A 25,333-nucleotide genomic window follows, 5' to 3' on the forward strand; every position below is an offset into this window, starting at 1 on the left:
AAATCTGATCCGGAACGAACGCCGGCCAGCCCCCAGACATATACTAATAATAAAAAATAATGGGGTATGGCTATGAGCAATAAAATCAGCCTGTGCATGATTGTAAAAAATGAAGAGATTAATCTGGCACGTTGTTTGCAGAGCGTGACCGGCACCGTTGATGAAATTATTATTGTCGACACAGGCTCTACAGATCAAACCATCCAGGTAGCCGAACAGGCCGGAGCCCAGGTTGTCTCCTATCTTTGGCAGGATGATTTCAGCGCCGCCCGCAATGTGTCCTTAGAATTAGCTACCGGCGACTGGATCCTCTTCCTGGATGCCGATGAAGCGCTGGAGCCGGGAAGCGCCGGCGGGCTAAGGCAAGCGGCAGCAGCGGACAATGAGGGCTATTTTGTAAAAATCATTAATCTGATTGGTGTGGACGGTAATTATGAAGCCTGCCCGGATTTGGTATTTCGTCTATTCCGCAACAAACCGGAGTATCGGTTCCGCGGGGCCATTCATGAACAGATTGTCGATGTTATTCTCGAGCATAACCGGCAGGCAGCCTTTCAGATCGCTGAAAACATTGTGCTGCGTCATTATGGTTATTTAGACCGGCAGGTTAGCGAAAAAAATAAAAAAAACCGGAACCTGGCCATTATCAAAAAGCAAATAGAATGTGAGCCCAACAACCAGGCGCTGCGTTACCACTACGGCGTGGAGCTGTACCGCATCGACAACTTTGCCGAAGCCGCGGCAGAACTGACCAGGGCGGCTAACAATACTGATCCGGGTACAATATATTATCCCAAACTGCTGCGCTACATTGCCTTAGCCCACTATGGAGCCCGGCAGTATGACCGCGCCCTGGAGGCCATTGCTCTGGGCTTAAAGTTCTTCCCCAATTATGCTGATCTATATTATTATGGCGGCTTAATCCAGCTTGAGCTTAATAATTACGCCGGTGCCTTCGACTGCTTCCAGCATGCAATCTCCATGCCGGAGCAGCCGGCTTACTACGCCCCCTTCAGCGGCAGCCGCGGTTTTCGGGCTTATTATCAGTTGGCCCGGTTAGCAGAGGTTTTTGGTAATGAAGAAGAAGCGCTGCGGTATTACATTCTCAGCCTGCAGGATAATGCGGCTTTCACCCTCCCCTTACCGGCCATTGTCCGGATATTAAACCCCCGGGAAGACCCGGACTATACCAGACAGGCGCTGGAAAAACTGTGTGATTTCTGTACAGGTGATGCCAAACGGCTCATTGGTACTGTATACTTTACCGAAGGAGCGTACCGGCTGGCATTCGAGTATTTCGAACAGCTTGAACCAGCTGCGCTTGATGATTATACCACTATGCTGAAAGCAATATGTCTGATCCAGCAAAAAAGAATACTGGAAGCACTGCGTTTATTAGACGCCATTCCCCTGAATCACCCGCAATACCCGTTAGCAAGAATGAATGAAATTCTCTGCTTCTGGCTAAACAAAAACCGTACAAAAGTTCGCAGGCTGTGTGAGGATTTCCTGGCTGTCGGCCTGTCTGCCGATACCGGTGCTGTTGTCACAATGCTGAAGGATTCTTTATATAAACGAGGCTCGGCCCCGCCTGCGCTCCTTGGACCGGAGGGCATGTCGCTCGTACAGGATATAGTATTACGGGCACTTGATCTGCAGGAATTACAGCTTGCCGAAAGCTTACTTAGCAAAGTTGCCCCAGAAACCAAAAAAGAATATGCCCTGGATATTGCCCGGATTTTTGCCCACTACGAATATTGGGAACAGGCCCGACGGTATGCCGAGCTATACTTGGAAGAACAGCCGGAGGATGCAGCCGCCTGGTGCCAGTTAGGCGAGGCACTGCAGCATAGCCGGCAAACAGCAGAGGCTGGCCTCTGCTACCGGCGGGCCCTATCGCTTGCGCCCCAACAGCCGCAGTATTATGTTAAATTAATACGCCTGTACCAGGCTATGCGCCAGGAACTGCTGGCTGAAGCGGCCCGGAGATATCCGGATATACCCCTGTTTCGCGAGCTACAGGAGGAGGCTGCAAAACAATGACCCAGCCGCGTATTTCTTTGGCGATGATTGTCCGCAATGAAGCCTCCCGTCTTGCCGGGTGCCTGGAATGCGTCAGACAGGCAGTTGATGAAATTGTCATTGTCGATACCGGTTCGTCTGATGCTACGCTGCAGATTGCCCGGACCTATACGCCAAAGGTCTATTCGTACCGGTGGCAGGACGACTTTGCTGCCGCCCGCAATTATGCAATCGAACAAACAACCGGCGACTGGGTACTGTCATTAGATGCCGATGAGCAGCTATCGGTTGCGCCCGGAGATCTGCAGGCATTAATCAGCCGGCCCGGGTATACTGCGTTTTGCCTGCCGCTGCATGCATTAAAGGCCGGCAATGAGGGTTATGAATATGACCGCTATATTGTGCTGCGGCTATTCCGCCAACACTATCGCTTTACCGGTCCTGTTCACGAATATGTGCTTATAGACACCCCTCAGACGATCGGCCATGCCTGGTCGCCGGTAATCTGGCATCAGGCAGTGCCTGCCTCTGAACGAAATTCCCGCCGGGGCCGAAATATTCGTCTGTTAAAGACGGCGCTGGCCCGGACCAGCCCTGCCCCCTGTTTACATTATTATTTAGGGGCCGAATGGCTGGGTCTAAACCGTATAGAGCTGGCGATTCCCGCCTTGCAAACAGCCTTGCGTCAGTTATCGGCCACTCAGGTTATGTTTCGCTCGCCGGCTGTCCGTCATCTCATCAGCTGTTACCGGCAGTCTGCGAAACTGGCGGCGGCGACCCGGCTTTGCCTGGAAGAAAGTGAAAGGTATCCTGAGTATGGCGATCTCTTTTTTGATGGCGCCGTTCTCTTTGAACTACAGGGTGAATACACGCTGGCAATGAAATGGCTCCAGGAGGCAATTCGCTTAGGTCCGCCGCCGCTGGCCTTTTTTCATACCGAAGGAACAGATACCTATCTGGCTTATTATCATCTTGGTTACTGCGCCGAGAAACTGGGATTAGTAAAAGAGGCGCAAACGTACTATGAACAGGCTGTAAATGCCAGTCAAAATTACTATTATCCTTTATATCCATTAATCATGTTAAAGCTGATCCGGCAGCCGGCCGGTGAGGTATTAGCGTTTCTCCGGGAACAGGGTTATCTAACTGTTGGCAGCGTTGCCGAAGAAATGGCGGAACTTTTCCGGACTGCAGGTTTACCCGATATCGGGCTGCAGTGCTTAACCCCTGATCAGACCGGCAACACACCCGTTTCAGAGATACTGATTACCTGTCGGCTGTACAGCGGCGACATCACCGGTGCTTTACAGTCAATTCAACAAATGCGGCGGCTGGGACTGGCGCTTTCCACCACTGCCGCCGTAGATGAAATAATCGCTCTTATGCTTGTACACCGTTTTGAAGCAGCTCGCCAACAGCTTTGGCACCTCCGGCAAACGCCGGACAATCAGCATGTATTCCGGGCAGTATTTTGCCTTTATAAACAATTGTGCCACAATACCACCCTGCCGCTGGCTAATCCCCGGGCAGCTTCTAGCCTGCTGGAGATCAGCAACCGTTGCCTGCAGGTCCGGACAAAAAAAATTTCCGGGCAGCCTGGTTTTGCCGCTATACTGACAGCGATTAAAGACATCCTCGCCGCTGAGGCTGACTCCTTTGCTTTATTTATTCGCAATCTCACGCTCAAAGAACAGGGTGTGAAACAAAGCCTGGCTTACACCTTTTCCCATCTGCGAGGCTTATATCCATGAATAAAACAACTTCTATTTCTTTATGCCTTATTGCTAAAAACGAGGCTCATTGCCTCACTCATTGCCTGACCAGTGTCCGGCAGCTTGTGGATGAGATTATTGTGGTTGATACAGGTTCAACAGATGCCACAGCAGCAATTGCGGCCGACTATGGTGCCGCCGTATTTCAGTTTTCCTGGACAGACGACTTTTCCGCCGCCCGTAATTATGCGATCAGCCAAGCCCGGGGGCAGTGGATACTGGTGTTGGATGCCGATGAAGTATTAGAACCGTTATCCCGGCACGAACTGGTCAGTTACCTGCAACGAACCCCGGCAGAGGGATATTACTTTGAGATTATCAGCTATTTGGACGGCGATAATAAGACAGTTAACGATTATGTAGTCCGTCTGTTTAAAAATAAGCCGGCCTATCGCTTTAGCGGTTCGATCCATGAACAGGTAGCCGGCAGTATTCAAACCAGCCAATTGCTGCTTGCGCCTTATACCATCCACCACTATGGCTATCTGCCCCAGGAATCAGCCATTAAACATAAATTCGAGCGCAATACGGCCATTATTCAAAAAGCCCTGCGGCACAATCCTCAGGACCCTTTTTTGCACTATAGCCTGGCCATTGAGCATTTACAGCGCAAAGACTTCCGTCAGGCCGGCGTATTACTGGAAAGCACCCTGTCCCGGCTGCAGGGGACGGAAGGCTACATCCCCCAGGTTTTAGCGGCATTATTGCTGACAAAATTGGCCCAACCCGACGACGCTGGCGCTGAGGCCTTATTTGGCAACTGCCTGCAGGCGCTGCCTGACCAGGGTGACTTGTACTGCCTGTACGGGGTATGGCTCATGCAGCATAATCGGTGGCCCGAGGCAGCCCCGATGTTGGCAGGTGCATTATCAGGAAAACTGACCATGGTAACTCCCGGGCAGGTCCATTGCTGCCTGGGGGATGTTTACTTTTTTATCGGTCTGTTTGCGCAGGCCAGTGAGCATTATATCACGGCCTTTACCGAAACAACGGTGGGCTTATATCCATTGCGCAGATTATTAGCCATGTTGAGCGACCGGGCTGCTCTGCAGGCCTGTGAACCGGCGCTGACTAAAGTTCCCCCGGCGGCGGTAACAGGATTATTAGCGCAGATAATCCAGGCCGGCCAGTCCGATCTGGCCATTGCCGTTCTTTTGCTGTCTATCCTGGAAAGCATCAGTGCCCGGGATCTCCCGCGGATTATTTCCGCCTGCGGCACCTATGCGCAGTATTTGGCAACACTGTCCCCGGCGCATTGGCCACAGCCTGAGATTTATGTTCTCCTGGAGCAAAGCAGCAGCAAGCTGCTGCTTCAAAGCCGGCTGCTGGCCTTGTCCGGCGGCTATGCACCCAATCTGCGGCAGGCATTAACGGCGGACGCGCTGCAAAGTTTGCTGCTGCTTGCAGCAGTTGTTCAGCCCAGCGTCCCCACTACTGACCCATTAACATTCTGGGAGGGGGTATTTATCGGTGAAACGCATTTTGCTGGCCAGCCCGATCAGGCAGAAACCAGCCATACTGACTGAGTTTCTTGCTTGCCTGCAACTGCTGGACCAGACAGGTTTTACCCTGGAATTTATGTTTATCGATGATCATGATTCTCCGAGCGTTGAACTGCAGCAGTTTGCTGCCGCCAATGCCGGCGTTACTGTTTTCCAGGGAGCAGAGCAGTCGCAAGCGTATCGTTGCGACGAACAGACCCATTACTGGCAGGAAGATATTGTGTGGAAAGTTGCCAAATATAAGGACTATTTCATCCGCTTGGCCCGGGAGCGGCAATATGACTATCTGTTCCTGGTTGATTCGGACTTAGCGTTGCATCCAAAAACCATTACCCATCTGGTCAGCCTCGGTAAAGACCTTGTCGCTGAGGTTTACTGGACCCAATGGGAGAAGGAACTGATCCCGCTGCCGCAGGTCTGGCTGGGCGGTCAGTATCGCCTGCATGAAACCGGTGACGGCCGGCCGCTGAGTGAAGAGGAAACCGGCCGGCGCCAGCGGGATTTCATTAGCAGTCTCCGCTGCCCCGGAATCTATAAAGTCGGCGGCCTGGGGGCCTGCACCCTGCTTAGCAAAGCAGCACTGGCTGCCGGTATTGCTTTCCGCAAAATCGAAAATCTGGACTTAACCGGCGAAGACCGGCATTTCTGTGTCCGGGCCGCGGTACTGGGCCTTGAACTCTATGCCGATACCTGTTATCCCCCCTACCATATGTACCGGGAATCAGAGCTGGCCGGACTTGTAACGCATAAAGAGCAATATGATTATCGGCAAAATACTCCGCCGCCCCGCCTGACACTGGCCATGCTTGTCCGCAATGAGGAAAACCGCTATCTGGAACAAGTACTGCAACAGGCCGTGGGCTATGCCGATCATGTGATCATTCTCGACGATGCCAGCACCGATAATACAGTTCAGGTTTGCCGCCGCTGCCTGGCTGCTGTGCCGCACCGGATTGTGGTCAACAATGAGGCCGGTTTTCATAACGAGATTGCCCTGCGCAAGCAGCTCTGGTCTTTAGCCGCAGCTACCAACCCGGACTGGATACTCATTCTCGATGCGGACGAAATCTTCGAAGACAGTATTGTCCGCTGGCTGCCGTTTTTGCTGCGCAACCCTCAGGCAGACATCTATCATTTCCGCCTGTATGACATGTGGAACAAAACCCAATACCGGGAAGACAACTGCTGGCAGGCGCATCTGCATTACCGGCCGTTCCTGGTGCGCTATCAGGCCGGTTATGAATATATCTGGCAGGAAACCCCCCAGCACTGCGGCCGGCTGCCCCTGAATCCGGGTCATTTGCGGGCAGTTCCCTGTCAAATCCGGCTGCAGCACTGGGGCTGGTCCCGGCCGGCTGACCGGCTTGACAAATATTACCGCTACAAGCAATTAGATCCGAAGGCCCTGTACGGCAGCAAAGAACAGTATCAGTCGATCCTGGACCCTAAGCCCAATCTGATTACCTGGCAGGACTAATACATACCTGCAGCCCCCCGAATAATTAGGTCAAAGTGACAGCCAGCCGGCAGACAGGAAGCGAAGCAAAATGAACGTCCCCCTGCTTCTCCCTAGGTTTTGTCGATATCTGATTGGTTAACAAAATAATCAGGCCTGATAGGTCCGGCAGCCAGAAGCGAAGCAAAGGGACCCTGTTCTCGAAGCAAAGAGCCTGCCCGGTGGGCAGGCTCGCTATGTGTCATTTACTTTAAGGCCGCTTGAAACCTTCAGGCCAGTTTTTCAGCAGGTATTGCTCTGCTTCTGCGCACCATAGGCCTTTGTTGCGGCCTGTTATTGCCGCCAGTGTGGCAAAATGGGGATTGGCGGCCCCCAGTTTGGCAAAATCCTCAATGGCCGTCAGTTCCATATCAATACCGGTATAAATCAGTTTTTTTCCGCCCGGCAGCTGCGGCAGGGTTAAGGTTGCGCCGGCCGCACTGTCGAGGCCGCCGATGTGGGTGACCATGACAGCCGGATTGATGAGTTTCTTTTCCGTCAGCCGCAGTGACTCAAGCATATCACTGGTATTGCCGCCGGTCGTGCCCATTACATGGGCGGCATTATAATGAACATTATAATAGTTAAGCAAACCGGCAAAGGCCGGATCGGTCGGGCCGGCAAAAAAGTTCAGGCAGCCGTCCCGCCCCAGAATTTGATCAGCCTGCTCTACCACTGCCTTTACCGGTGCATACACATGCACATCATCAAACCCGGTACCGCCGGTAAGTTCCCGCAAATAGGCAGCCCCATCGCGGATCGCCGTAGTGTTGACAAAAATAAGCTCAATGCCGGCTTGCTTAACCTCAGCCGGCGGAAAGATAGCCTTGGCCCGCGCTAGTTTAGCCTCGTCAACATCAGTAACCACAATCATTGCCGGCCGCCGGTCGCTATGCAGGGCATAATCAATGGCTCCCAGCCCCATCGGCCCGGCACCGGCCAGAATAGCCAGTTTGCCGCCGGCAGCGATGCCCATCCGGTGTTCATAAGACCCCATATCAGTATGATAACTGGCATGGAAGGAACCAATAATGCAGGACATAGGCTCGGCCAGCGAGGCATCATAATAGGCCTCCCCCTCGTATTTTAACAAACACCCCAGTTCCATGACCTCCTGCGGTAAGATGGCATAGGTGGCCGCGCCCCCGCAATAGCGGTAAGAGTACCCTGGCGAATCCATACGGCCCTGATAGTTTAGGGCCGGCTGCAGGGCAAACTTCTCCCCCGGCGTAAACCGGGACTGCCATTTGGCCCCCACTGCCACAATATTGCCGGCCATTTCATGGCCGATAATAACCGGATGTTCAGCAACGTCCCGGGGCACGCGTTTGTGCTCAGGCCCGAGCACGGCCGCCTTATAACTGGACATGCAGATGCTGTCGGATATAATCTGAACCAAAATTTCATCCGCTTTTAGTGCCGGCAGCGCGAAGGTTTCCAGACGCAAATCCTTTTTCCCGTATAGTCTTACTGCCCGTGTTTGCATTCTTACCACCTCTTAAGCCCCTATTTGGTATAGCCTGTCAACAGGTCGGTTACTTCCGCCGCTGTTGCACAGGCAAGAATTTTTTCAACAAAACCTTCGCCGGCAATTTTGTCCTGGTCAAGCCCGGCCAAGGCCTGACGCATTTCCGGCAATAATCCCGGCGACATACTCAATTCATCAATCCCCAGCCCGGCAAAGAAAGGCGCCAATACAGGATCGCCGCCGGCCTCGCCGCAGATGCCGGTCCAGATACCGGCGGCCCGGCCGGCCCGGACCACCTGGGCAATCATGCCCAGCACCGCCGGATGGTAGGCCTGATATAAATGGGCAACAGCACTATTCTCCCGGTCAACAGCTACTGCATACTGAATCAGGTCGTTGGTGCCAATGCTAAAGAAATCCACCTCTGACGCCAGCTTGGCGGCCAGCCAGACCGCGGCGGGAACCTCAATCATCATTCCCACCTGCAGAGAGCCAACCGGATAGCCCTGACTGACAACAGCCTCGCGCGCGGTTTCCAGATACTGTTTGGCCTGCCGCAGCTCCTCCAGGGTTGCTATCATCGGGAACATCACGGCAGCCGGCCCGGCCGCCGAAGCCCGCCAGATAGCCCGCAGCTGGGCGGCAAAAAGTTCCGGCCTGTTGAAACACAACCGCAGGGCGCGAACCCCCAGAAAAGGATTTTTTTCTGCAGGCAGCGCCAGCGCCGGCGCCCTTTTATCGCCGCCAATATCAAGTGTCCTGATCACAGTCAGCTGGGGGGCGCAGGCGCTGATTACCCCGGTATAAGCCGCAGCCTGCTCTGCTTCCGTAGGCAAAGCGGTCCCCATAAATAAAAACTCGGTGCGGTACAGGCCCACCCCCTGTGCCTGGAAACGCCGGACCAAAGCAAGGTCAGACGGGTTGCCAATATTGGCAGCCAGCGTTATGGCGGTATAAGCCGGGGCTGGTTCTGCCGGCGTTGATTCAGCAGGTTTTCCCGCTGCTCCCGGCAGCGCGGCCAGGTCGGCCAGCGCCAGCGCACCGATCCACCCCTGCTCACCGTCAAGCTCCACTGCCTCAACCCCGGTCAGTTCTTCCCAGCCGGCCGTTACGCCGACCACCGCCGGAATTCCGTAGGTGCGGGCCAGAATCGCCGCATGGGACGTTTTGCCGCCATTGCGGACAATAAAGGCAGCCACCCGGTCTTTAGGCAGCGTAATAGTTTGGGCCGGTGTTAACTCCTCAGCCATAACTACCCAGCTGCCGGCCGGGGGAAACCGGCTGGCACCGGTACCCTGGCCGTGCAAATGCTGCAGCAGCTGCTGCGAGACATCCTGAATATCAACAGCCCGCTCCCGGAAATAGGCGTCTTCCAAGGCCGCCAGCAGTGTCACCGCTTCGGTCGTTACCTGCTGTACCGCCTGCTCGGCCGGCAGGCCTTTATCCTGAATCCGCAGTGCCATTTCACCGGTGAAGGCCGGATCACTCAATAACAGCCGGTGAGCGGCAAAAATCTGGGCCAGCTCTTCCCCCTGCTCGCGTCTGACCTGGTCTTCCAGCTGCAGAAGCGCCCCGTTTGTCATCACCATGGCCTGTTGCAGCCGGGCCAGCTGACTGGGGCTGTCGATAAGGCCGGGATCAGCAGCCGCCGTTTCGGCAGTTGCCCCGGCCGCTGGCCCGAGCAGCCAGATCCGGCCGGCGGCCAGACCGGCTGAGGCGCCAATTCCCTGCCAGCTTTTTTTATTCATGCCCTGCCTGCTCTCCCGCTGCCGCCAACTCAGCGATCAGCTTCATCAGTTCATTGTCGGCGGCCGTTTCATCAGGTCCGTCCAGCGTCACCTGGACACTGCTGCCTGCTGTCAACCCGAGCGAGAGGACCGCCAGCAGGCTTTTGCCGTCTACTTCCCGGTTGTCTTTTTTAAGCCTGATACTGCTTTGATACCGGCCGGCAGTCTGAACCCACAGGGCAGCAGGCCGTGCATGCAACCCGCTTTTATTATTAATTACGAATTCATGGACAATCATTTTCTCCACCTGCCTTGTAATTAGTAGTCCACCACGCCTAAATCTACAGTGTTCTTGGCGCGATATTTCCCGTCCAGCTTCGTTGTCGTCACCTTACATATGTCCGATATGCGCGGCCCGTGCAAGTAACAAGAGATCCATCACCTACCGGCTTCATTAAAGCAGATCTTACTGAATCAGTTAGCGTCTCCGCCTTGCTGGGCGAAAAATCTCGCGGCAATTCAGCCTATAGCTTTAGACATGGCGGACTACTAGGCTTATTTAAAAACCACTGCTTCCCGGCTGACCTGAACCCGGGACAGTAATTTCTCCACTTCCTGGACCGGACCGGCCTGGGTACCGGGCTGAACGACCGAGGCCGTGGCCGCCGCCGTTCCCAGGCGGGCGCAATCGGCTAACGGCAAGCCCTGGATCTTGCCGACAACAAAACCGGCAGCCATAGCATCGCCGGCCCCGACGGTACTGTTAGCGACAACAGCCGGCGGTGTAACCTGCAGCATTTCTGTTTTGTCGGCCACAATGGCGCCGCGGGCCCCGATAGTCACAATGACTTCCTGGATTCCCCCGGCCAGCAAGTCGGCAACCGCGCTTTTAACCTCAGCTTCCGTTGCCAGCGTCCGGCCGACCAGTTGTCCCAGTTCTTCCAGATTGGGCTTAATGGCATGGGGAACGGCCTTAATCCCCTCACGCAAAGCCGGGCCGCTGCTGTCGAGGAGTACCCTGGCCCCCTGCTGCCGCAGCAGTCCGGTCAACCGGCCATACATGTCGGGCGGCGCGCCCTGCGGCAGACTGCCGGCAATAACGAACCATTGGTACTCTCCGGCCAGGTTCCGGATGACCGCTTCCAGCTCTTCCCGGTCCCGGCCGCCGCAGCTTAAACCGGGGAAATTAATTTCAGTTACCCGGCCGCTGTGGTCGTCAACAATCTTGATGTTGACCCTGGCGGCGCCGGCAACCTCCACAAAGCAGTCAGTAATCACCTGCTGCTGAAAGTACTCATGGAATCTCTTGCTATTATCCTGTCCGAGAAAGCCGGTGACACAAGCCGGGTGGCCCAGGGCCCTGACTACCTTGGCAACATTTATGCCTTTGCCGCCGGGATCAATACGGTGCTCTTGGACACGATTGACCTCTCCCTCCTGAAAATTGGGTATATATACGGTTTGGTCAAGGGCCGGGTTCAGAGTAATTGTCACGATTTGCGGCTGTCTGTTCATAGCCGGTCACCTCTCCTGCTAGCATATTGTCGGGATCAAGACATTGGTCAACGCTGCCAGTTGTTGCCTGTCGGTGTCTGTAAGGCCGGTGTCAGTAATTAATAACTCAATATCCTCAAGACCGCAAACCCGGGACAGGCTGCGCCGGCCGATTTTGGAATTGTCGGCAACCAGAATTTTTTGTTTGCCGGCGTGGAGCATATAGCGTTTGGTCTCGGCTTCCGTCAGGTTGGGCGTAGTAATCCCAAATTCAGGATCAATACCATTGATGGCCAGAAATACTTTATCAAAATACATCTTGCGCAACGCATCATTGGTCAGATACCCTACTAAAGCCCGCGTGTTTTTCCGCAGCGTCCCGCCCAGCAATACAGTCTCAACAGCCGCATCATCACTAAACACCTGGGCAATATCCATACTATTGGTGGCGACAGTAATTCTTTTAGTACGTAATAAGCGCGCAATTTCCAGGGTGGTTGTGCCTGAATCAAGCAGGACCGTCTCGCCATCATTGACCAGCCCGGCAGCCAGGGTGGCAATCTGTTGTTTTTCGGCGAGAAAGCGAACTTCCTTTTCCTGAAAACTCATTTCAAAACCGGTTTGTACTGAAATGGCTCCCCCGTGGGTCCGCTGGATGAGGCCGTTGTCCTCCAGTTCCTGCAGATCACGGCGCACGGTAGACTCGGAAACGCCGAAACGCTGGCTTAAGCTGCTTACCGTTACCGGGTTGCCTATTCTGATAAGTTGTAAAATCTCCGTTTTTCGTTCTTCGGCAAACATAAATTCCTCCAGTCCCACTCTAAAGCATTTACAAGCAGCCATAATCCGCTAAAGTTCTTTGGCCAAGCGCCGGCGGGGTGTTGCAGCAGCTAACGGCGCCGATTTATGTGATATTTTCTTCAAGGTAGGTGAATAACTCCTCTTCACTGCCCGCGGCCATAAGCTGCTCTTTTTGGCCGGCATCCATCAGCAGGCCGGCCAGCCCGCCCAGCAGGGCAACATGCTCGTCATTATTGCCGGCAATGCCGAAGGCCAGATATACTTTTTTGCCGTCAATCCATTCAATCCCCCCGGGAATCTTAACGATGGCAATGGCGGTTTTATTTACCAGGCTGCGGCTCTCCTCGGTACCATGGGGTATCGCGACCCCCTCCGTAATATAAGTGCCGGTATCCTGCTCACGTTTATGCATAGCTGTTATATAGTCAGGCTGCACAGCCCCGGCCGCTACCAGCTGACGGCCTAAAAACTCGACAATCTCGTCCCTGCTGCGCAGGTCAGACTTTATAAAAACCAGGTTACGGTCAAAACGCATGTTTTTCGCTCTCCTTAGCTATCGGTATCGGCAGAATAAACCCAGACAAGTTATACGCACAGGCAAAGTCTCAGCACTGCTTGATGACTTCGTCATAAACCGGGGTATTAATAAAGTCCTGCACCCCGTACACCCGGGTTCCCGGAGCTGCCACTTTTCTGGCACTTTCGACCAAACCCGCCGCCGTCAGCACAATGTCCGCGTCCTGGGGGATTTGATTAACCGGGCTGTGGACAACCTCAATTTCCTTTTTTCCGGCCTGGGCAAGTTTTTTCTTCAGCACGGAAACAGCCATGACCGACGACCCCATTCCCGCCTCACAGGCGAACACAATCTTTTTCACCAGACCGGCCTCTTTAGTTGCCAGTGTCTGGCTGTTCGCCGACTGCTGGACTTGCTCCCCTGCCTTCGCCGGTTTCATCGCTTGCACCAGCTGCCGGGCGCTAATCAGATCCGCGCCGCCCTGTTCGTCAACATTGCCGCTATAGGCCCGGACAAAGATGCTGGAGACCAGGAAAGAGACAACCGTACCTACAATAATACCCGCCAGCACCCCGATCAGGCCCCCTTTTGGCGTCATCGCCAGCAGGGCAAAGATGCTGCCCGGTGAGGGAGTGGCAACCAGACCGGCATTAAACAGCAGGAAGGTTAAATCCGCTGCCATGCCACCGGCAATAACCCCAATAATACACAGAGGATTCATCAATACATAAGGGAAATAGATTTCATGAATACCGCCAAAAAAATGAATGATGATAGCACCTGGTGCGGACTGTTTTCCCAGGCCTTTCCCAAATACCCAGTACGCCAGCAGCAAGCCCAGGCCGGGGCCGGGATTTGTTTCCAGCAGGAAAAAGATAGACTGCCCGAATTCCTTGACCTCGGCAATGCCGATGGGGGAAAATACGCCGTGATTAATCGCATTGTTCAAAAACAGCACCTTGCCCGGCTCAATCAGCAGGGCTAACAGCGGCAGCAGTTTGGCTTCAGCAATAACCTTCGCGGCACTGCCAAGCAGGGTGGCAATGCCTGCAACCACCGGCCCGATAATGTTGTAGGCCAGGATCACCAGGATCATTCCCAGAATCCCGGCTGAGAAATTATTAACCAGCATTTCAAACCCGGTGGGAATTTTGTGCTCAATCATCGCATCGCATTTTTTTATAACCCAGCCGCCAAAGGGCCCCATAACCATAGCCCCCAAAAACATCGGAATGTCGCTGCCAACAATAACGCCCATCGTGGCGGTAGCACCAATGACTCCGCCCCGCAGGCCGTAAACCAGGCGGCCGCCGGCAAAACCAATCAGGATGGGTAACAGGTATTGAATCATCGGCCCGACAAGTTTGGCCAGGTTCTCATCAGGAACCCACCCGGTGGGGATAAAGAATGCTGTAATTAACCCCCAGCAAATGATTGCCGCAATATTGGGTATAACCATGCCTGCCAGAAAACCACCAAATTTTTGCAGACTTTCTCTCATTTTTCTCCCTCCTCAATATCTGATCTCAGGTAAGTCCGGTTATCAATCTTCCCCCTCACCTCGCTTTTGTAATCAAATTTGATCGATTTCTAAGTATATTGTGATGTTTTATGATCATTTATTATCGTTTATGCTCATTATAATCTTGCATTTAATCATTGTCAATACATTTAGAAAATACAGATATTTGTGCAATAAAAAACAATCTGCCACCGGTGGCAGATTGTTTTTTATTGACTGAAGGACCTGTTAGTCATCACTTTTTGTTTTGCAGCACCGCTTCTATCAATTTGCCGGCAATTGTATAATTACCGGGACAAGGCGGCAGGTTTTCGCTGCCAAACCAGGCTGCGGCATCGATTTCTTCACCATCGACCTGGATTTTCCCGCTTTCATATTCGGCCGTAAAACCAACCATCAGGGAATCGGGAAAAGGCCAGGGCTGACTGCCAAAGTATTTGATATTCCGGACCTTGAGGCCGACCTCCTCCATAACTTCCCTGGCCACACACTCCTCAAAGGTCTCGCCCGGTTCCACAAAGCCGGCAATAACACTGTACCAGTTACGCCTGAAGTTTCTATTATGAGCGAGCAACACCCTGCCACCGCGGGTAACGGCAACGATAACGGCCGGTGAAATACGGGGGTAATATACAGTTTCACAGCCCGGGCACAGCCTCGCCAGCTCACCGGGCTTCAGTTTTGTCGGCCGGCCGCATTGGCCGCAAAACCGGCTTAGCCGGTGCCAGTTTATGATTTGAAACGCCCGGCCGGCCAGCAGGAACAGATCTTCTTCCACCTGCTCCAGTAAGGCCCGCAACTCTTTAAAGACTAAGCCGGGCGGAAGAACGGCCGTGTCATTGATCTCCATGCAATAACAGGGCCGCCCCTTCAGTTCACCCAAATACTGCCTGCCGCTTAACTGCGGCCCTATTTGTTTAACCTCCTCACCGGTCGGAATAACCGGCTGCTCTAAACCGTCCCGCAGCAGGATTTGAGACGCTTTAAAAATAAACAGCCAGGCCGGTCCGGTCGCTGCCCCGGCCGGAGCAACAACAGCCGGTCGATAGTTTTTATATAAGCCCTGCTCAGCCATAAACCCCTGTCGCCTCATGGCTTTCCCCTGTTGCTGCGCGCTGGTAGACCAGCCTGCCGGCAAAGTAAGTCCGCAATACCTTCACCTTGTCAATAGCAATAGGATTGATGGCCAACAAATTTTGCGCAAGCACGACCATGTCAGCCTGCTTGCCGGCCTCCAGCGAGCCGGTCTCGTGCTCAATAAATAATGAATAGGCGCCGTTAATCGTAAAGCTTCTGAGCATGGCCGCCACCGTAACCCGCTCGGCCTTATTCAGCAAATACCGCTCATCTTCCCTGTCGGTTATATCTTCGACGCCATAGACCCGGCCGTCGAAGATATTGCGGGTAACCCCGGTTTCAATGGCAAACAGCGGATTAGGCACCGGGGTAATCGGATAGTCGGAGGAGGAGATGATCGGCACACCGGCGGCGACAAAGGCTTGCAGCGGATATTCGTATTCAGCCCTGGCCCCCAGGAGCCGGTAGTCAACATTGTGCCACCAGTTGGGCCCTTTAAAATGCCAGTAAGGCTGAACGCTGGCAAGTACCTGCAGTTGTTTAAACCGCATGATATCATCAGGAGCAACAAGCTGCAGGTGGGTAATCGTATTGCGGAAATCACCGGCAGGCACCAGCTGCCGGGCTGCCGCCAACGCATCAAGAACCTTGCGGGTGGCCCCATCGCCGATTGAGTGGACATGAATCTGCAGCCCCCGCCGGTTGGCGGCCGCAAACGCCGCGTCAAGCCCGCCCCCGTCCCATAGAAACCGGCCGTAATAATCAGGGCCTTTGCCTGTCGCCAGGGTATAGGGCGCCAGCAAATAGCCTGTGCCCCCCTCCACAACCCCATCGGCAAAAAACTTCGCCGTGGTAATCCGGAAATTAGAGGAATGATATTCGGCCTGCAGGTCGCCAATGGCCTCAAGCTGGCTGTGCAGGTCCGCCTGCGGCCGGACCATAATGGCGCCCCGGACATGAAGCGACAACTGCCCTTGCCGGGCCAAGTGCTGCAGGGCCTGCAGGATCAGCGGCATAAACCGCCCCAGAATCGCCAGTATGCCGGTAATGCCAAAGCTGTGCATCCGGCTTTGAAAGGCTGCCATCGCCTGTATATATTGTTCGAGGGTGTACTGCGGCTGCATAACCAGTGATATGGCACTTTCCTTCACTGTTCCCCACAGCTCGCCGCTGACCGTGTCTTTCTCAATGACGCCGCCCTCAGGCGCCTGGGTTGCAGTAGTTATACCGCTAACTGCCAGCGCCTTGGAGTTAACCCACCAGCTATGGCCGTCCATGGCCCGCAGAATGACAGGAATATCGGGCGCCACCGCATCCAGATACTCCTTCCGGGGGCCTTTGTTCAGATCCTCACCGGTAAAGGCGCTCCATAACCAGCCCTGGCCAAAGACCGCTTTGATGTCCGGCTGCTGCCGGATAAAATCCCGGACGGCCGCGAGGTAGCCTTCCAGGGTGTTAATCCCGAACAACTGCACCTCATAGAGTTCGGTCAGGGCAATGCCCGGCGGGTGAATATGGCTGTCAATCAAGCCGGGAATGACCATCTTCCCCTGAAGATCAATTGTTTCCGTGGCGTCATCAATATAAGCCGTTATTTGCTCATTACTGCCAACAAAGAGTATCTTTTCCCCCTTGACGGCGATTGCCTGATGAACAGTATCATGAGGATCGGCAGTATATATTACGCCATTCATCATGACCATGTCGGCCAAACGTCCTGTGGTCATTCTCATCACCTGCCTTGTTTTTTATTCAAGTACTGTCACTGCGTTTTTTTAAGACTCACTGTCTGGCCTTTCCATTCTAGACTGAAAGGCGGCAATGAGATCATCGACAAATTTGCCGGCAACCCTTAATTCCTCCGGCCTGTAAGCGCTAAAAAGCCGGATAAAGCCGGCCTGAGCCTGCTCATGCAGGCTTGCATGAATCCGGAATACTTTTTGCCCCCGCGGCGTCAATCTATAATATGTTTCTTTTTGGTTGTTCGCCAGCCGCCGGACTTCGATCATATCCTTTTTGATTAATTTTGCCGTTATTTTTGAAATTCCGCCTTTGGTTATATTCAGGCGTTTGGCAATGGCGGTCGCATTGAGTAAGGCATTTCTTTCAATACAGTCGATGACATGGCATTCTGCCAGGGTCAGTCTCACCTGCCGGAGCTCTTCGTAGTCCTGCTCCTGCAACATCGCCTGCAGTATTTTTTCCTCGTAATCCTCAATACTGTTTGCATAATAAATAAGGGCTTCCAGCTTACGCATCAGCGCCTGAACCGCCAATTCCCTGCTTTGCATGCTAATCAACCTAACTTTAGCCAGTGTTGTGACATAAGAGCCACTTTCATTATACAGTATGTGATAAAAAAATAAAATCAGTCCTGCCGAATTGTAAATAACCGGCCCCAACCGCAGTTATGCAGGCTGGGGCCGGTTATGATTTTTACTCCTGTCAGCCCAGCAGATTGCCGGCCTCATCAAAAATCATCGCGGCCGGCTCGCCGCGCACTTCAATCGCAGGATTGGCCATTGCCGCCGGCAAGAGGGCCTCGGAGATAAGAATCTCGCCCAGATGCAGGGTGTCTTTAATTCTGACCAGCCGGACTTTGGACAGATCCCGGGCATTGCAGGTCTTGACCGCAGCCAGCAGGGCCTCCCGGTCATCGGCCATAACCAGCGGCAGGCGGGCCGGGGCGGGGGTGGTGTTGGTAATGCAATTGGCATAGGTGTAATCAAAATCAATCTTATTAAACAGTTTGCGGGTGGTATAATCGCCGACACCAACGCCGCAGGCGTTGCCATTGGTCGCTTCTGTCAGATCAAGGACTACCAGTTTGTTGACGTCCGGACCGCCGCTGGCATAAGGGGTGGGGTACCGTCCGGTTATGTTCGGGTCCATCCCGTCGCCGGATATTTCCTTGCCGATCCGGTCGACAACAAGCACATCCAGCTCGTCAAACAGGATCCGCGGCATTTTGGCTTTGGCCTCAAGCAGCAGTTGCTGGTCCGCTTCCATGATCTTTTCCGCCGGCACCGCGACCAGTGTTGATATTTTGTCATAGGCGTTTTCCACAGTGCCGATAGCAAACAGCACCTTGCAGCAGGCAAGCTTGACCTGCGCCATGGCCAAAACATGCTCGGCCATATGCTTAAAGCCGTACATATGGCAGGTCTCTGCCCCTTTTTGCTTGCCCAGGCCGATGGTCAGCATTTTAGCCAGGCCGCTTTCGCAGGGACCCCGGTAGGCGGTATGGGGTTTAACCCGGTTAATGATTACAATCCCGTCGGCCTCATAGGCATATTTATCCATATGGACAGCGAGGCCATTGCCGATTTTGCCAACCTCCACAACCTCCATCGAGGAGCATACCTGGCAGCCGACGCTTTCCTCGGTAACCCCGAGATTGGCTAATACGCTGGCCTGGCCGGCGGCAGTTGCGCCGCCGTGGCTGCCCATCGCCGGCACAACGAAAGGCCGGCCGCCGCGCTGCCGTATCTCCGCCACGGTAAGCCGGACCAGTTCCGGCAGTCGGTCCAGCCCCCGGCTGCCAACGGCAACGGCAATATCCATGCCGTCCTTAATCTGTTCGCCGATCCCGGCTTTGGCAAACTCCTGCCTAATCACCGACGGTATGTCCTGCACCTCTGTTACCTTAAAATTCTGGTGGATTTTAACCATGCGCGGCAGCTCGGTCCCGGCCAGCAGTTCCTGTATAATACCCATAAAAATCCCCTCCCAGCCTTTATATTTGACTACATTGACGGCCCAATGCGCATAATGGCGAAATCATTTTGTCCCAGAACCTCCGCTTTGGTCAGTTTCCCGGAGGCAACGGCCAGCATTTCGGCAAATATGCGTTGCCCGACCTGGGCTACCGTTTCCTCGCCGGTTATGATGGTGCCGGCGTTCAGGTCCATATTGTCCCGCATTCTCTGGAACATTGCCGTATTTGTTGCTACTTTGATGGTTGGTGCTATCGGCGAGCCGGTAGGCGTGCCCCGCCCGGTAGTGAATACGCAGATATGGCAGCCGCCGGCCACCATGCCTGTCAGCTGTTCAATATCATTGCCGGGGGTATCCATAAAAACCAGGCCCTTGGCGCTTATCCTTTCCGCCCAGCCGATAACGGCCTGCAGCGGCTTTGTCCCTCCCTTATACACACAGCCCAGGGACTTTTCCTCAATCGAGGATAGGCCGCCCTCAATATTACCGGGGGTGGGATTACTGCCCCGCATATCCACGCCCATTGTCTTGGCCGAGTCCTCAAAGGCCCTGATCGTTGCGTAGCACTGCTCCCGGACGGCCGCATTCACGGCCCGTTCGGCGATAATATGCTCGGCCCCGATCAGTTCGGCTGTCTCGGCCAGGATGGCAGTGCCGCCGGCATCGATCAGCAGGTCACTGGCCGTCCCCAGCGCCGGATTGCCGGACAGCCCGGAACAGGCATCAGAGCCGCCGCATTCGGTTCCCAGGATCAGCGCGCCGGCATCAATAGCCTCCCGCTGCAGGGCCGACGCAGCGATCATCATCGCCTGCGCGGCGGCGGTACCGGCCCGGATAGCCTTATTGGAGCCGCCCTCGTCCTGGATAATAATCGTATGGACCGGCTTATAGGGGCAGTGCCGCCGGATTGCGGCCGCCACGTCCTGGGCCCGGATCACTTCACAGCCTAAACCGGCGACAACAATTCCGTAGACATTGGGGTGAATCCCATGGCCGATAAAGGCCCGGGCTGTCTGCTGCGCATCCTCCCCCAGCTGGGAACAGCCATGCTGATGCTCAACCCAGACAGCGCCCCTCACATTTGTTGCAATCCCTCTGGCCACCTGGTTGGCACAGTTTACGGTCGGCAATACCAGTACATGATTGCGGATGCCGGCCGTGCCGTCCGGACGGCGATAGCCCATAAAATTCATCTTATTATCACTCCTGTGTTCCATTCTCTAAATCACCGCGGCCCCGGCAGCCGCCCAGATTATGCACATGGATATGCCGGCCGGCAGCAATCGGCGCCGTTGCCACCCCGATTACCTCCCCATATTTGATGATCCTGTCATCCTTGGCAATATCTCTGATCGCTACCTTATGCCCAAACGGGATGTTGTCGATCACCTGCAGGTCAATGCTGTTACCTTCAATATTGATCTCAATATCACACCCGGCAGCAATATCCTCAATTACGGTGGCAACATTATCCTGGGGTTTCATAATAATCGCTTTGAACTTATTCACAACTTCGCCTCCGGCTTTAATTTAAATAGCAACGTCAATTTATAATATTAAAAAAATTCATGCCAGGCAGGTGCCGGCCCTCCTGTCCGGGATAATGCCTGCAGCCATCACCGCTATGATAGCCCAGACCGCAATAGGTCGCGGTATTTTAAAACAAATAGTGCATCAAAACATTTTGTTTCATTCTTCTGTTTCGTTTACTTTTTACCAGACCGGAGTTTCCGCCAGAGAGTGGTTCTGCTAATCCCCCGCCGTCTGGCAGCCGGCCCGGGTATAATTATATTTTACTTCAAACAGTATTTGCTCAATCTGCTTCGCTCCAATACCTGATATAGCTTGACCTACAATCCCTGTTGCCTGGCGTTTTTCCTGCTCCATCTTCATTATACCGGCGAATGCCGCCAACGGAAAGGTTTACCGTTAAATATTACTGAAAAAACGCAGGCCGGTACCGTTAAAAACGATACCGGCCTGCGTACCAGGCTGTCCTGTTACTAGCCCTTGCGAAAAATTCGTTTAATATTGAATCTGCCGTTTTGCATATCATCAAACAGTGTATAGACAACAGGCACAACCACCAAGGTAAGGATGGTTGAGGTGATCAGACCGCCGATGATTGCATGGGCCATCGGCGCCCGGGCTTCAGCCCCCGGTCCGATGCCCAGGGCTAATGGCATCATCCCGACAATCATGGCCGCTGTAGTCATGATAATCGGCCGCATCCGCTGCACCGCCGCCTCTACCAGGGCCTGGTTGCGTTCTATCCCGGCAGCCCGGCGCTGTTTGGCAAAGTCGATGAGCAAAATGGCATTCTTCGTTACCAGACCCATGAGCATAATGATCCCAATCAGAGACATAATACTCAGTTCACTGCCCATAATCAGGAGACCAACGATCGCCCCGATGATCGCCAGCGGTAAAGCCAGCATAATCGCAAAGGGATCGATATAGCTCTCAAACTGGGCAGCCAGCACGAAGAAGATAAACAGGACCGCCATCGCCAGCGCCATAATCATGCCGGAAAAGGCATCATTCATGGACTGGGTCTGACCGGTGGTCACAAATTTATAGCCTTCCGGCATAGTTACTGCCGTGACCCGCTTATTAAACTCGGTGTTAAAGTCGCCCAGCGTCGTGCCGCTTAGGTTAGCAGAGATTGTAATCTGCTGCTGGTTGTCATAACGCTTAATCTGCGCCGGGCTTGTGGCGTACACGGTGTCGGTTACCTGCGACAGCGGCACCATCACGGCCTGCCCGTTGGCCCGGGCCGTGCTCGACAGATATACCTTGTTGACGTCCGCTAAACTGCGGCGGGCTTCCGGATCCAGAATGACCCTTACATCATAAGCGTCATCCCCTTCTTTAAAGTCTGTCACAATTTTACCGTTAAACATGGTCTGCAGCGTATCGGCAATGTTGGCCGCCGAGATGCCAAGGTCAGAAGCCCGGTCCCGGTTGACCACAATTTGGGCGTCAGGGTTGCCGGCTTCATAGCTGGAGGTTACCTCAACAGTACCCGGCACGCTGGCGATAATTTGCTGCACCTGCTCGGCAATATCGGCTAAAATATCCAGCGATTGCCCCTGAATCACAATCGATACAGGCTTGCCGCTTGACATGCCCGATTGTTTCGACACACTGATTTCAGCGCCGGGGATCACACTGAATTTTTGCCGGAGATCGGCGATAATCTCATTATCACTCACACTGCGCTCATTTTTCGCCGACAGCTGCACTAAAATATTAATATTATTGGTTTTAGTTACACTATAGGTCATTTTAGCCTCAGGTACCTCACGGATTGTTTGGGCCATGGCATCAGCCATTTCGCTGACCGCCAGCACACTCATGCCGGGGTCGACAACCGCCGTCACCGTGATTTCCCCGTTATCGGCCTCAGGTACAAACGTGGAGCCGAGCAGCGGCATAAGCGCCAGGCTGCCGACAAACAGCCCAACCGCCAAGAGCATAACCTTACGGCGATGACCCAAAGCCAGCTGTAAGAATTCACCGTATTTTGCGGTTATCTTATCAAACCAGTTACTCCAGGTAAGCCAGGCCTTACTTAACTTGGTAGTGCCTTTAATCTCGGCATGGTCCAGATATTTGGCAGATAACATCGGGGTTAAGGTAATGGCCACAAACAGGGAAACCAGTACGCTGGCCGCTACGGTTATACCAAACTCTTTAAAGAACTGGCCGACCATTCCGCTCATCATGCCGACAGGCACGAACACGGCTACCAGCGTAAACGTCGTGGCCATAACGGCAAGGCCAATCTCGGAGGTCCCGTCAAATGCGGCGCTTACCTTATCCTTGCCCATCTCCAGATGGCGCACAATGTTTTCAATAACAACAATCGCGTCGTCAATCAGCAGACCGACTGCCAAGGACAGGGCCAGCAGCGACATGGTGTTGAGGGTAAAGCCCATAACCTTCATCGCCAGAAAGGAAGTAATAACAGATACAGGAATGGCAAGGCCGGCAATAATGGTACTCCGCCAGTTGCCCAGAAACAAAAATACAATCGCTACTGCCAGCAAACCGCCAACAACCAGATTAAACTGGACGTCCTCCACCGATTCATGGATGTGTACGGAATTGTCGCGCACGACAACCAGCTCCACCCCCGGCGGCAGCTCGCTTTGAATGCTTGCCAGCTGCTTATTGACATTATCGACAACATTGATTGTGTTGCTGCCTGATTGCTTCATGATCTCCAGACCAAGCGCCGGCTTGCCGTCCAGCTTGGTAATCGAGGTGACATCAGCCGTGGTGTCTTTAATTGTAGCGATATTTTTCACATACAGCTGGACACCGTCCCGCTGGCCGACAGGAATATTCAGAAACTGGTCGGTTGACGTAATACTGCCTACGGCCCGCAGATCTGTTTCCCGCTGACCGTCGGTGACTTTACCGCCGGGAGACTCAATATTCTCATTGCTCAGACCATTGATAACCTCCGGCACAGTCAGGCCATAGGCTGCCATCTGGTTGCTGTCCAGACGGATTTGGATTTCCCGGTCCAGGCCCCCCTGAACATCAACCGAGGCTACCCCGTTAATTGCTTTTAACCGGTCTGTCAGCGTATCTTCGGCAAACACCGTCAGTTCCCGCTGATTGAGATCGCCGGTCAGGGCAATCGTCATAATGGGTGTATCATCAGGGTCAAAGCGGATAATGGTAGGTGCTTTGGCATCCTGCGGCAGCAAGGCCTGGATGCTGCCGACCTTATCGCGCACATCCTGTGCGGCCGTATCGGCATTGGTTTCCATGGTAAACTGAATAACAGTTGTTGACAAACCTTCGCTGGCCGTTGAGGTGATATGTTCCACACCTGCCACCACATTAACGGCTTCTTCAACCTTTTTCGTCACCTTTGATTCTACCTGTTCCGGTGAAGCGCCGGGGTACTGCACGGTAATGGCGACGACTGGCAATTCAATGCTGGGGTATTGATCCACATTTAAGGACATATAACTAACCAAGCCTAAAACTACCAGCGCCAAAATTATTACGGTGGAAAATACCGGACGCTTAATACTAATCTCAGTAAGTTTCATGACCTCTCCCCTACTCTATTGCGTTACTCTCACAGTATCTCCGTCTTTAAGGCGGTTGACACTGCTGATAATCACTTGCGTTTCAGGCTGCAGACCGTCTGTGACGGTAATTGTGCTGCCACTAACGTCACCAATCTCAATCTGACGGCGGACGGCTTTATCGTTTTCGACAACGAAAACATAATATAAGCCTTGTTTTTGCACAACTGCGGCTTGCGGTACAGTAAGTACCTGGACACTATCGCCTGTTGTCAGCTGTATATTGGCAAACATGCCTGGTTTCAGCTCACCGCCGGTATTATCTACTTTAATCTTGGTGCGGAACATCCGGCTGGCCGCGCCTGCTTCCGGATTCATAACCTCGACTACCCCCGGGAATACCTGGCCGGCATAGGCATCGACAGTGATATTGGCGTTCTGTCCGATTTTAATGCGGCCCAGATCTTTTTGTTCAACATTGATTACGGCGTATACCTGATTAATGTCCTGTACCACCATCAATGCCGCCCCAGGTGAAACCACCTGGCCAATAGTGGCTGTTTTATTCGCAATCACACCGTCAACCGGTGAAGTAATTACGCCATAACTGTATTGTTGCTGAGCGCTGCTCTGGTTGGAAGCAGCACTTGATAAATCAGCCTCAGCGGTTTTCAGTTTGGCCCGGGCATTATCCAGCTGTTGCTCGGAAACAGCCCCTTTATCGAACAGCATCTGATAACGGTTAAAGTCGTTTAATGCCAGTTCATAGCCAACCTGGGCTTTTCGCACAGCATCACCGGCCTGGCGGGCAGAGTTAGCCAGTTCAACTGACTCCATCCTGACCAGCGGCTCACCGGCTTTGACCTGCTGTCCTTCCTGGACAAGCACCTCTTCAATCCGCCCGGAAATTTTAGCGCTCACCGTGGCTGAGGTCTGCCCCTCCAGTGTACCATTCAAAGTCAGGCTGGGAATAACCTCAGTGTATTCGGTCTGAGCAACTTTTACACTCAGCACATTCTCGGTGGTATTGGCTTGTTGTTTATTGGCAAATACACCTGTACCTATAGCCAGGGTAATTCCCACTACTAAAATCAGGGGAATAATCCAGTGCTTAGCTTTCAATCTATTCATTCAGACAATCCTCCATTTCAATTAGCAACATTTGACA

21 protein-coding genes are annotated in these 25,333 nt (G+C 53.6%); 4 read left to right on the forward strand and 17 right to left on the reverse strand.

The window, feature by feature from the left end; all coding sequences use genetic code 11:
* Positions 1-72: 72 nt before the first annotated feature.
* The 4 genes from SPTER_RS19535 to SPTER_RS19550 are packed head-to-tail and all read left to right on the forward strand — an operon-like array spanning position 73 to position 6,773.
* Complete coding sequence (locus SPTER_RS19535) at positions 73-2,043, forward strand: TPR domain-containing glycosyltransferase (RefSeq protein ID WP_144351926.1); 1,971 nt, start codon at positions 73-75, stop codon at positions 2,041-2,043.
* Positions 2,040-3,773, forward strand: a complete 1,734-nt coding sequence (locus SPTER_RS19540) for a tetratricopeptide repeat-containing glycosyltransferase family 2 protein (protein ID WP_144351927.1) — start codon at positions 2,040-2,042, stop codon at positions 3,771-3,773. Before SPTER_RS19535 ends, SPTER_RS19540 begins: the two co-directional genes overlap by 4 nt.
* Positions 3,770-5,320 (forward strand): tetratricopeptide repeat-containing glycosyltransferase family 2 protein, encoded by a 1,551-nt coding sequence (locus SPTER_RS19545; protein WP_144351928.1) that lies wholly within the window; start codon positions 3,770-3,772, stop codon positions 5,318-5,320. The genes SPTER_RS19540 and SPTER_RS19545 overlap by 4 nt, the downstream gene beginning before the upstream one ends.
* On the forward strand, positions 5,265-6,773 hold the full coding sequence (locus SPTER_RS19550) for a glycosyltransferase (RefSeq protein ID WP_246105368.1): 1,509 nt from the start codon (positions 5,265-5,267) through the stop codon (positions 6,771-6,773). Before SPTER_RS19545 ends, SPTER_RS19550 begins: the two co-directional genes overlap by 56 nt.
* A gap of 229 nt (positions 6,774-7,002) precedes the next feature.
* On the opposite strand, the gene SPTER_RS19555 is transcribed toward SPTER_RS19550, so the two are convergent.
* The 17 genes from SPTER_RS19555 to SPTER_RS19630 all read right to left on the reverse strand — a co-directional run bounded on the left by SPTER_RS19555 (position 7,003) and on the right by SPTER_RS19630 (position 25,296).
* The gene (locus tag SPTER_RS19555; RefSeq protein ID WP_144351929.1) at positions 7,003-8,277 is read right to left on the reverse strand and encodes a zinc-binding dehydrogenase; all 1,275 of its coding nucleotides are present in this window, start codon (positions 8,275-8,277) and stop codon (positions 7,003-7,005) included.
* Between the two features lie 20 nt (positions 8,278-8,297).
* A complete protein-coding gene (ptsP, locus tag SPTER_RS19560) occupies positions 8,298-10,007 on the reverse strand; it encodes a phosphoenolpyruvate--protein phosphotransferase (protein WP_144351930.1) in 1,710 nt (569 codons plus the stop codon).
* Positions 10,000-10,284, reverse strand: a complete 285-nt coding sequence (locus tag SPTER_RS19565) for an HPr family phosphocarrier protein (protein WP_144351931.1) — start codon at positions 10,282-10,284, stop codon at positions 10,000-10,002. Before SPTER_RS19565 ends, ptsP begins: the two co-directional genes overlap by 8 nt.
* A gap of 257 nt (positions 10,285-10,541) precedes the next feature.
* Complete coding sequence (pfkB, locus tag SPTER_RS19570; RefSeq protein WP_144351932.1) at positions 10,542-11,501, reverse strand: 1-phosphofructokinase; 960 nt, start codon at positions 11,499-11,501, stop codon at positions 10,542-10,544.
* Positions 11,502-11,519: 18 nt separating this feature from the next.
* Positions 11,520-12,299 (reverse strand): DeoR/GlpR family DNA-binding transcription regulator, encoded by a 780-nt coding sequence (locus tag SPTER_RS19575; RefSeq protein WP_246105369.1) that lies wholly within the window; start codon positions 12,297-12,299, stop codon positions 11,520-11,522.
* Between the two features lie 85 nt (positions 12,300-12,384).
* Positions 12,385-12,816 (reverse strand): PTS mannitol transporter subunit IIA, encoded by a 432-nt coding sequence (locus SPTER_RS19580; RefSeq protein WP_144351933.1) that lies wholly within the window; start codon positions 12,814-12,816, stop codon positions 12,385-12,387.
* A 70-nt stretch (positions 12,817-12,886) separates the two neighbouring features.
* Positions 12,887-14,299, reverse strand: coding sequence for a PTS mannitol transporter subunit IIBC (locus tag SPTER_RS19585; protein WP_144351934.1), 1,413 nt, complete (start codon positions 14,297-14,299; stop codon positions 12,887-12,889).
* 256 nt (positions 14,300-14,555) lie between these two features.
* Positions 14,556-15,413 (reverse strand): NAD(+) diphosphatase, encoded by an 858-nt coding sequence (gene nudC / locus SPTER_RS19590; protein WP_211367334.1) that lies wholly within the window; start codon positions 15,411-15,413, stop codon positions 14,556-14,558.
* Entirely contained in the window at positions 15,388-17,124 is a 1,737-nt protein-coding gene (locus tag SPTER_RS19595) for an amidohydrolase (RefSeq protein ID WP_144351935.1), read from the reverse strand. The genes nudC and SPTER_RS19595 overlap by 26 nt, the downstream gene beginning before the upstream one ends.
* 48 nt (positions 17,125-17,172) lie before the next feature.
* The gene (locus tag SPTER_RS19600; RefSeq protein WP_144351936.1) at positions 17,173-17,688 is read right to left on the reverse strand and encodes a MarR family transcriptional regulator; all 516 of its coding nucleotides are present in this window, start codon (positions 17,686-17,688) and stop codon (positions 17,173-17,175) included.
* A 154-nt stretch (positions 17,689-17,842) separates the two neighbouring features.
* Positions 17,843-19,114 carry a nickel pincer cofactor-dependent isomerase, group 22 gene (locus tag SPTER_RS19605; protein ID WP_144351937.1) on the reverse strand — a complete coding sequence of 424 codons (1,272 nt, stop codon included), beginning with the start codon at positions 19,112-19,114 and terminating at the stop codon, positions 17,843-17,845.
* A 29-nt stretch (positions 19,115-19,143) separates the two neighbouring features.
* Positions 19,144-20,307: a UxaA family hydrolase gene (locus tag SPTER_RS19610; RefSeq protein ID WP_144351938.1), complete on the reverse strand. Its 1,164-nt coding sequence runs from the start codon at positions 20,305-20,307 to the stop codon at positions 19,144-19,146.
* Positions 20,308-20,314: 7 nt separating this feature from the next.
* Positions 20,315-20,623, reverse strand: a complete 309-nt coding sequence (locus tag SPTER_RS19615) for a UxaA family hydrolase (protein WP_211367335.1) — start codon at positions 20,621-20,623, stop codon at positions 20,315-20,317.
* Positions 20,624-20,820: 197 nt separating this feature from the next.
* Positions 20,821-20,901 (reverse strand): helix-turn-helix domain-containing protein, encoded by an 81-nt coding sequence (locus SPTER_RS25985; protein ID WP_425474375.1) that lies wholly within the window; start codon positions 20,899-20,901, stop codon positions 20,821-20,823.
* On the reverse strand, positions 20,864-21,007 hold the full coding sequence (locus SPTER_RS24890; RefSeq protein WP_170233339.1) for a hypothetical protein: 144 nt from the start codon (positions 21,005-21,007) through the stop codon (positions 20,864-20,866). The genes SPTER_RS25985 and SPTER_RS24890 overlap by 38 nt, the downstream gene beginning before the upstream one ends.
* 110 nt (positions 21,008-21,117) lie before the next feature.
* On the reverse strand, positions 21,118-24,186 hold the full coding sequence (locus tag SPTER_RS19625) for an efflux RND transporter permease subunit (RefSeq protein WP_144351939.1): 3,069 nt from the start codon (positions 24,184-24,186) through the stop codon (positions 21,118-21,120).
* Between the two features lie 15 nt (positions 24,187-24,201).
* Positions 24,202-25,296, reverse strand: coding sequence for an efflux RND transporter periplasmic adaptor subunit (locus SPTER_RS19630; protein WP_144351940.1), 1,095 nt, complete (start codon positions 25,294-25,296; stop codon positions 24,202-24,204).
* Between the last annotated feature and the right edge of the window lie 37 nt (positions 25,297-25,333).

The sequence above is a fragment of the Sporomusa termitida genome, from assembly GCF_007641255.1.
Classification (GTDB): domain Bacteria; phylum Bacillota; class Negativicutes; order Sporomusales; family Sporomusaceae; genus Sporomusa; species Sporomusa termitida.

Excerpts from the sequence above, each read along its gene's own strand:
- SPTER_RS19535 (WP_144351926.1), top strand. The coding sequence starts at position 73 with ATGAGCAATAAAATCAGCCTGTGCATGATTGTAAAAAATGAAGAGATT.
- SPTER_RS19540 (WP_144351927.1), top strand. The coding sequence starts at position 2,040 with ATGACCCAGCCGCGTATTTCTTTGGCGATGATTGTCCGCAATGAAGCC.
- SPTER_RS19545 (WP_144351928.1), top strand. The coding sequence starts at position 3,770 with ATGAATAAAACAACTTCTATTTCTTTATGCCTTATTGCTAAAAACGAG.
- SPTER_RS19555 (WP_144351929.1), bottom strand. The coding sequence starts at position 8,277 with ATGCAAACACGGGCAGTAAGACTATACGGGAAAAAGGATTTGCGTCTG.
- ptsP (WP_144351930.1), bottom strand. The coding sequence starts at position 10,007 with ATGAATAAAAAAAGCTGGCAGGGAATTGGCGCCTCAGCCGGTCTGGCC.
- SPTER_RS19565 (WP_144351931.1), bottom strand. The coding sequence starts at position 10,284 with ATGATTGTCCATGAATTCGTAATTAATAATAAAAGCGGGTTGCATGCA.
- pfkB (WP_144351932.1), bottom strand. The coding sequence starts at position 11,501 with ATGAACAGACAGCCGCAAATCGTGACAATTACTCTGAACCCGGCCCTT.
- SPTER_RS19580 (WP_144351933.1), bottom strand. The coding sequence starts at position 12,816 with ATGCGTTTTGACCGTAACCTGGTTTTTATAAAGTCTGACCTGCGCAGC.
- SPTER_RS19585 (WP_144351934.1), bottom strand. The coding sequence starts at position 14,299 with ATGAGAGAAAGTCTGCAAAAATTTGGTGGTTTTCTGGCAGGCATGGTT.
- nudC (WP_211367334.1), bottom strand. The coding sequence starts at position 15,413 with ATGAGGCGACAGGGGTTTATGGCTGAGCAGGGCTTATATAAAAACTAT.
- SPTER_RS19595 (WP_144351935.1), bottom strand. The coding sequence starts at position 17,124 with ATGACCACAGGACGTTTGGCCGACATGGTCATGATGAATGGCGTAATA.
- SPTER_RS19600 (WP_144351936.1), bottom strand. The coding sequence starts at position 17,688 with ATGCAAAGCAGGGAATTGGCGGTTCAGGCGCTGATGCGTAAGCTGGAA.
- SPTER_RS19605 (WP_144351937.1), bottom strand. The coding sequence starts at position 19,114 with ATGGGTATTATACAGGAACTGCTGGCCGGGACCGAGCTGCCGCGCATG.
- SPTER_RS19610 (WP_144351938.1), bottom strand. The coding sequence starts at position 20,307 with ATGAATTTTATGGGCTATCGCCGTCCGGACGGCACGGCCGGCATCCGC.
- SPTER_RS24890 (WP_170233339.1), bottom strand. The coding sequence starts at position 21,007 with ATGAAGATGGAGCAGGAAAAACGCCAGGCAACAGGGATTGTAGGTCAA.
- SPTER_RS19625 (WP_144351939.1), bottom strand. The coding sequence starts at position 24,186 with ATGAAACTTACTGAGATTAGTATTAAGCGTCCGGTATTTTCCACCGTA.
- SPTER_RS19630 (WP_144351940.1), bottom strand. The coding sequence starts at position 25,296 with ATGAATAGATTGAAAGCTAAGCACTGGATTATTCCCCTGATTTTAGTA.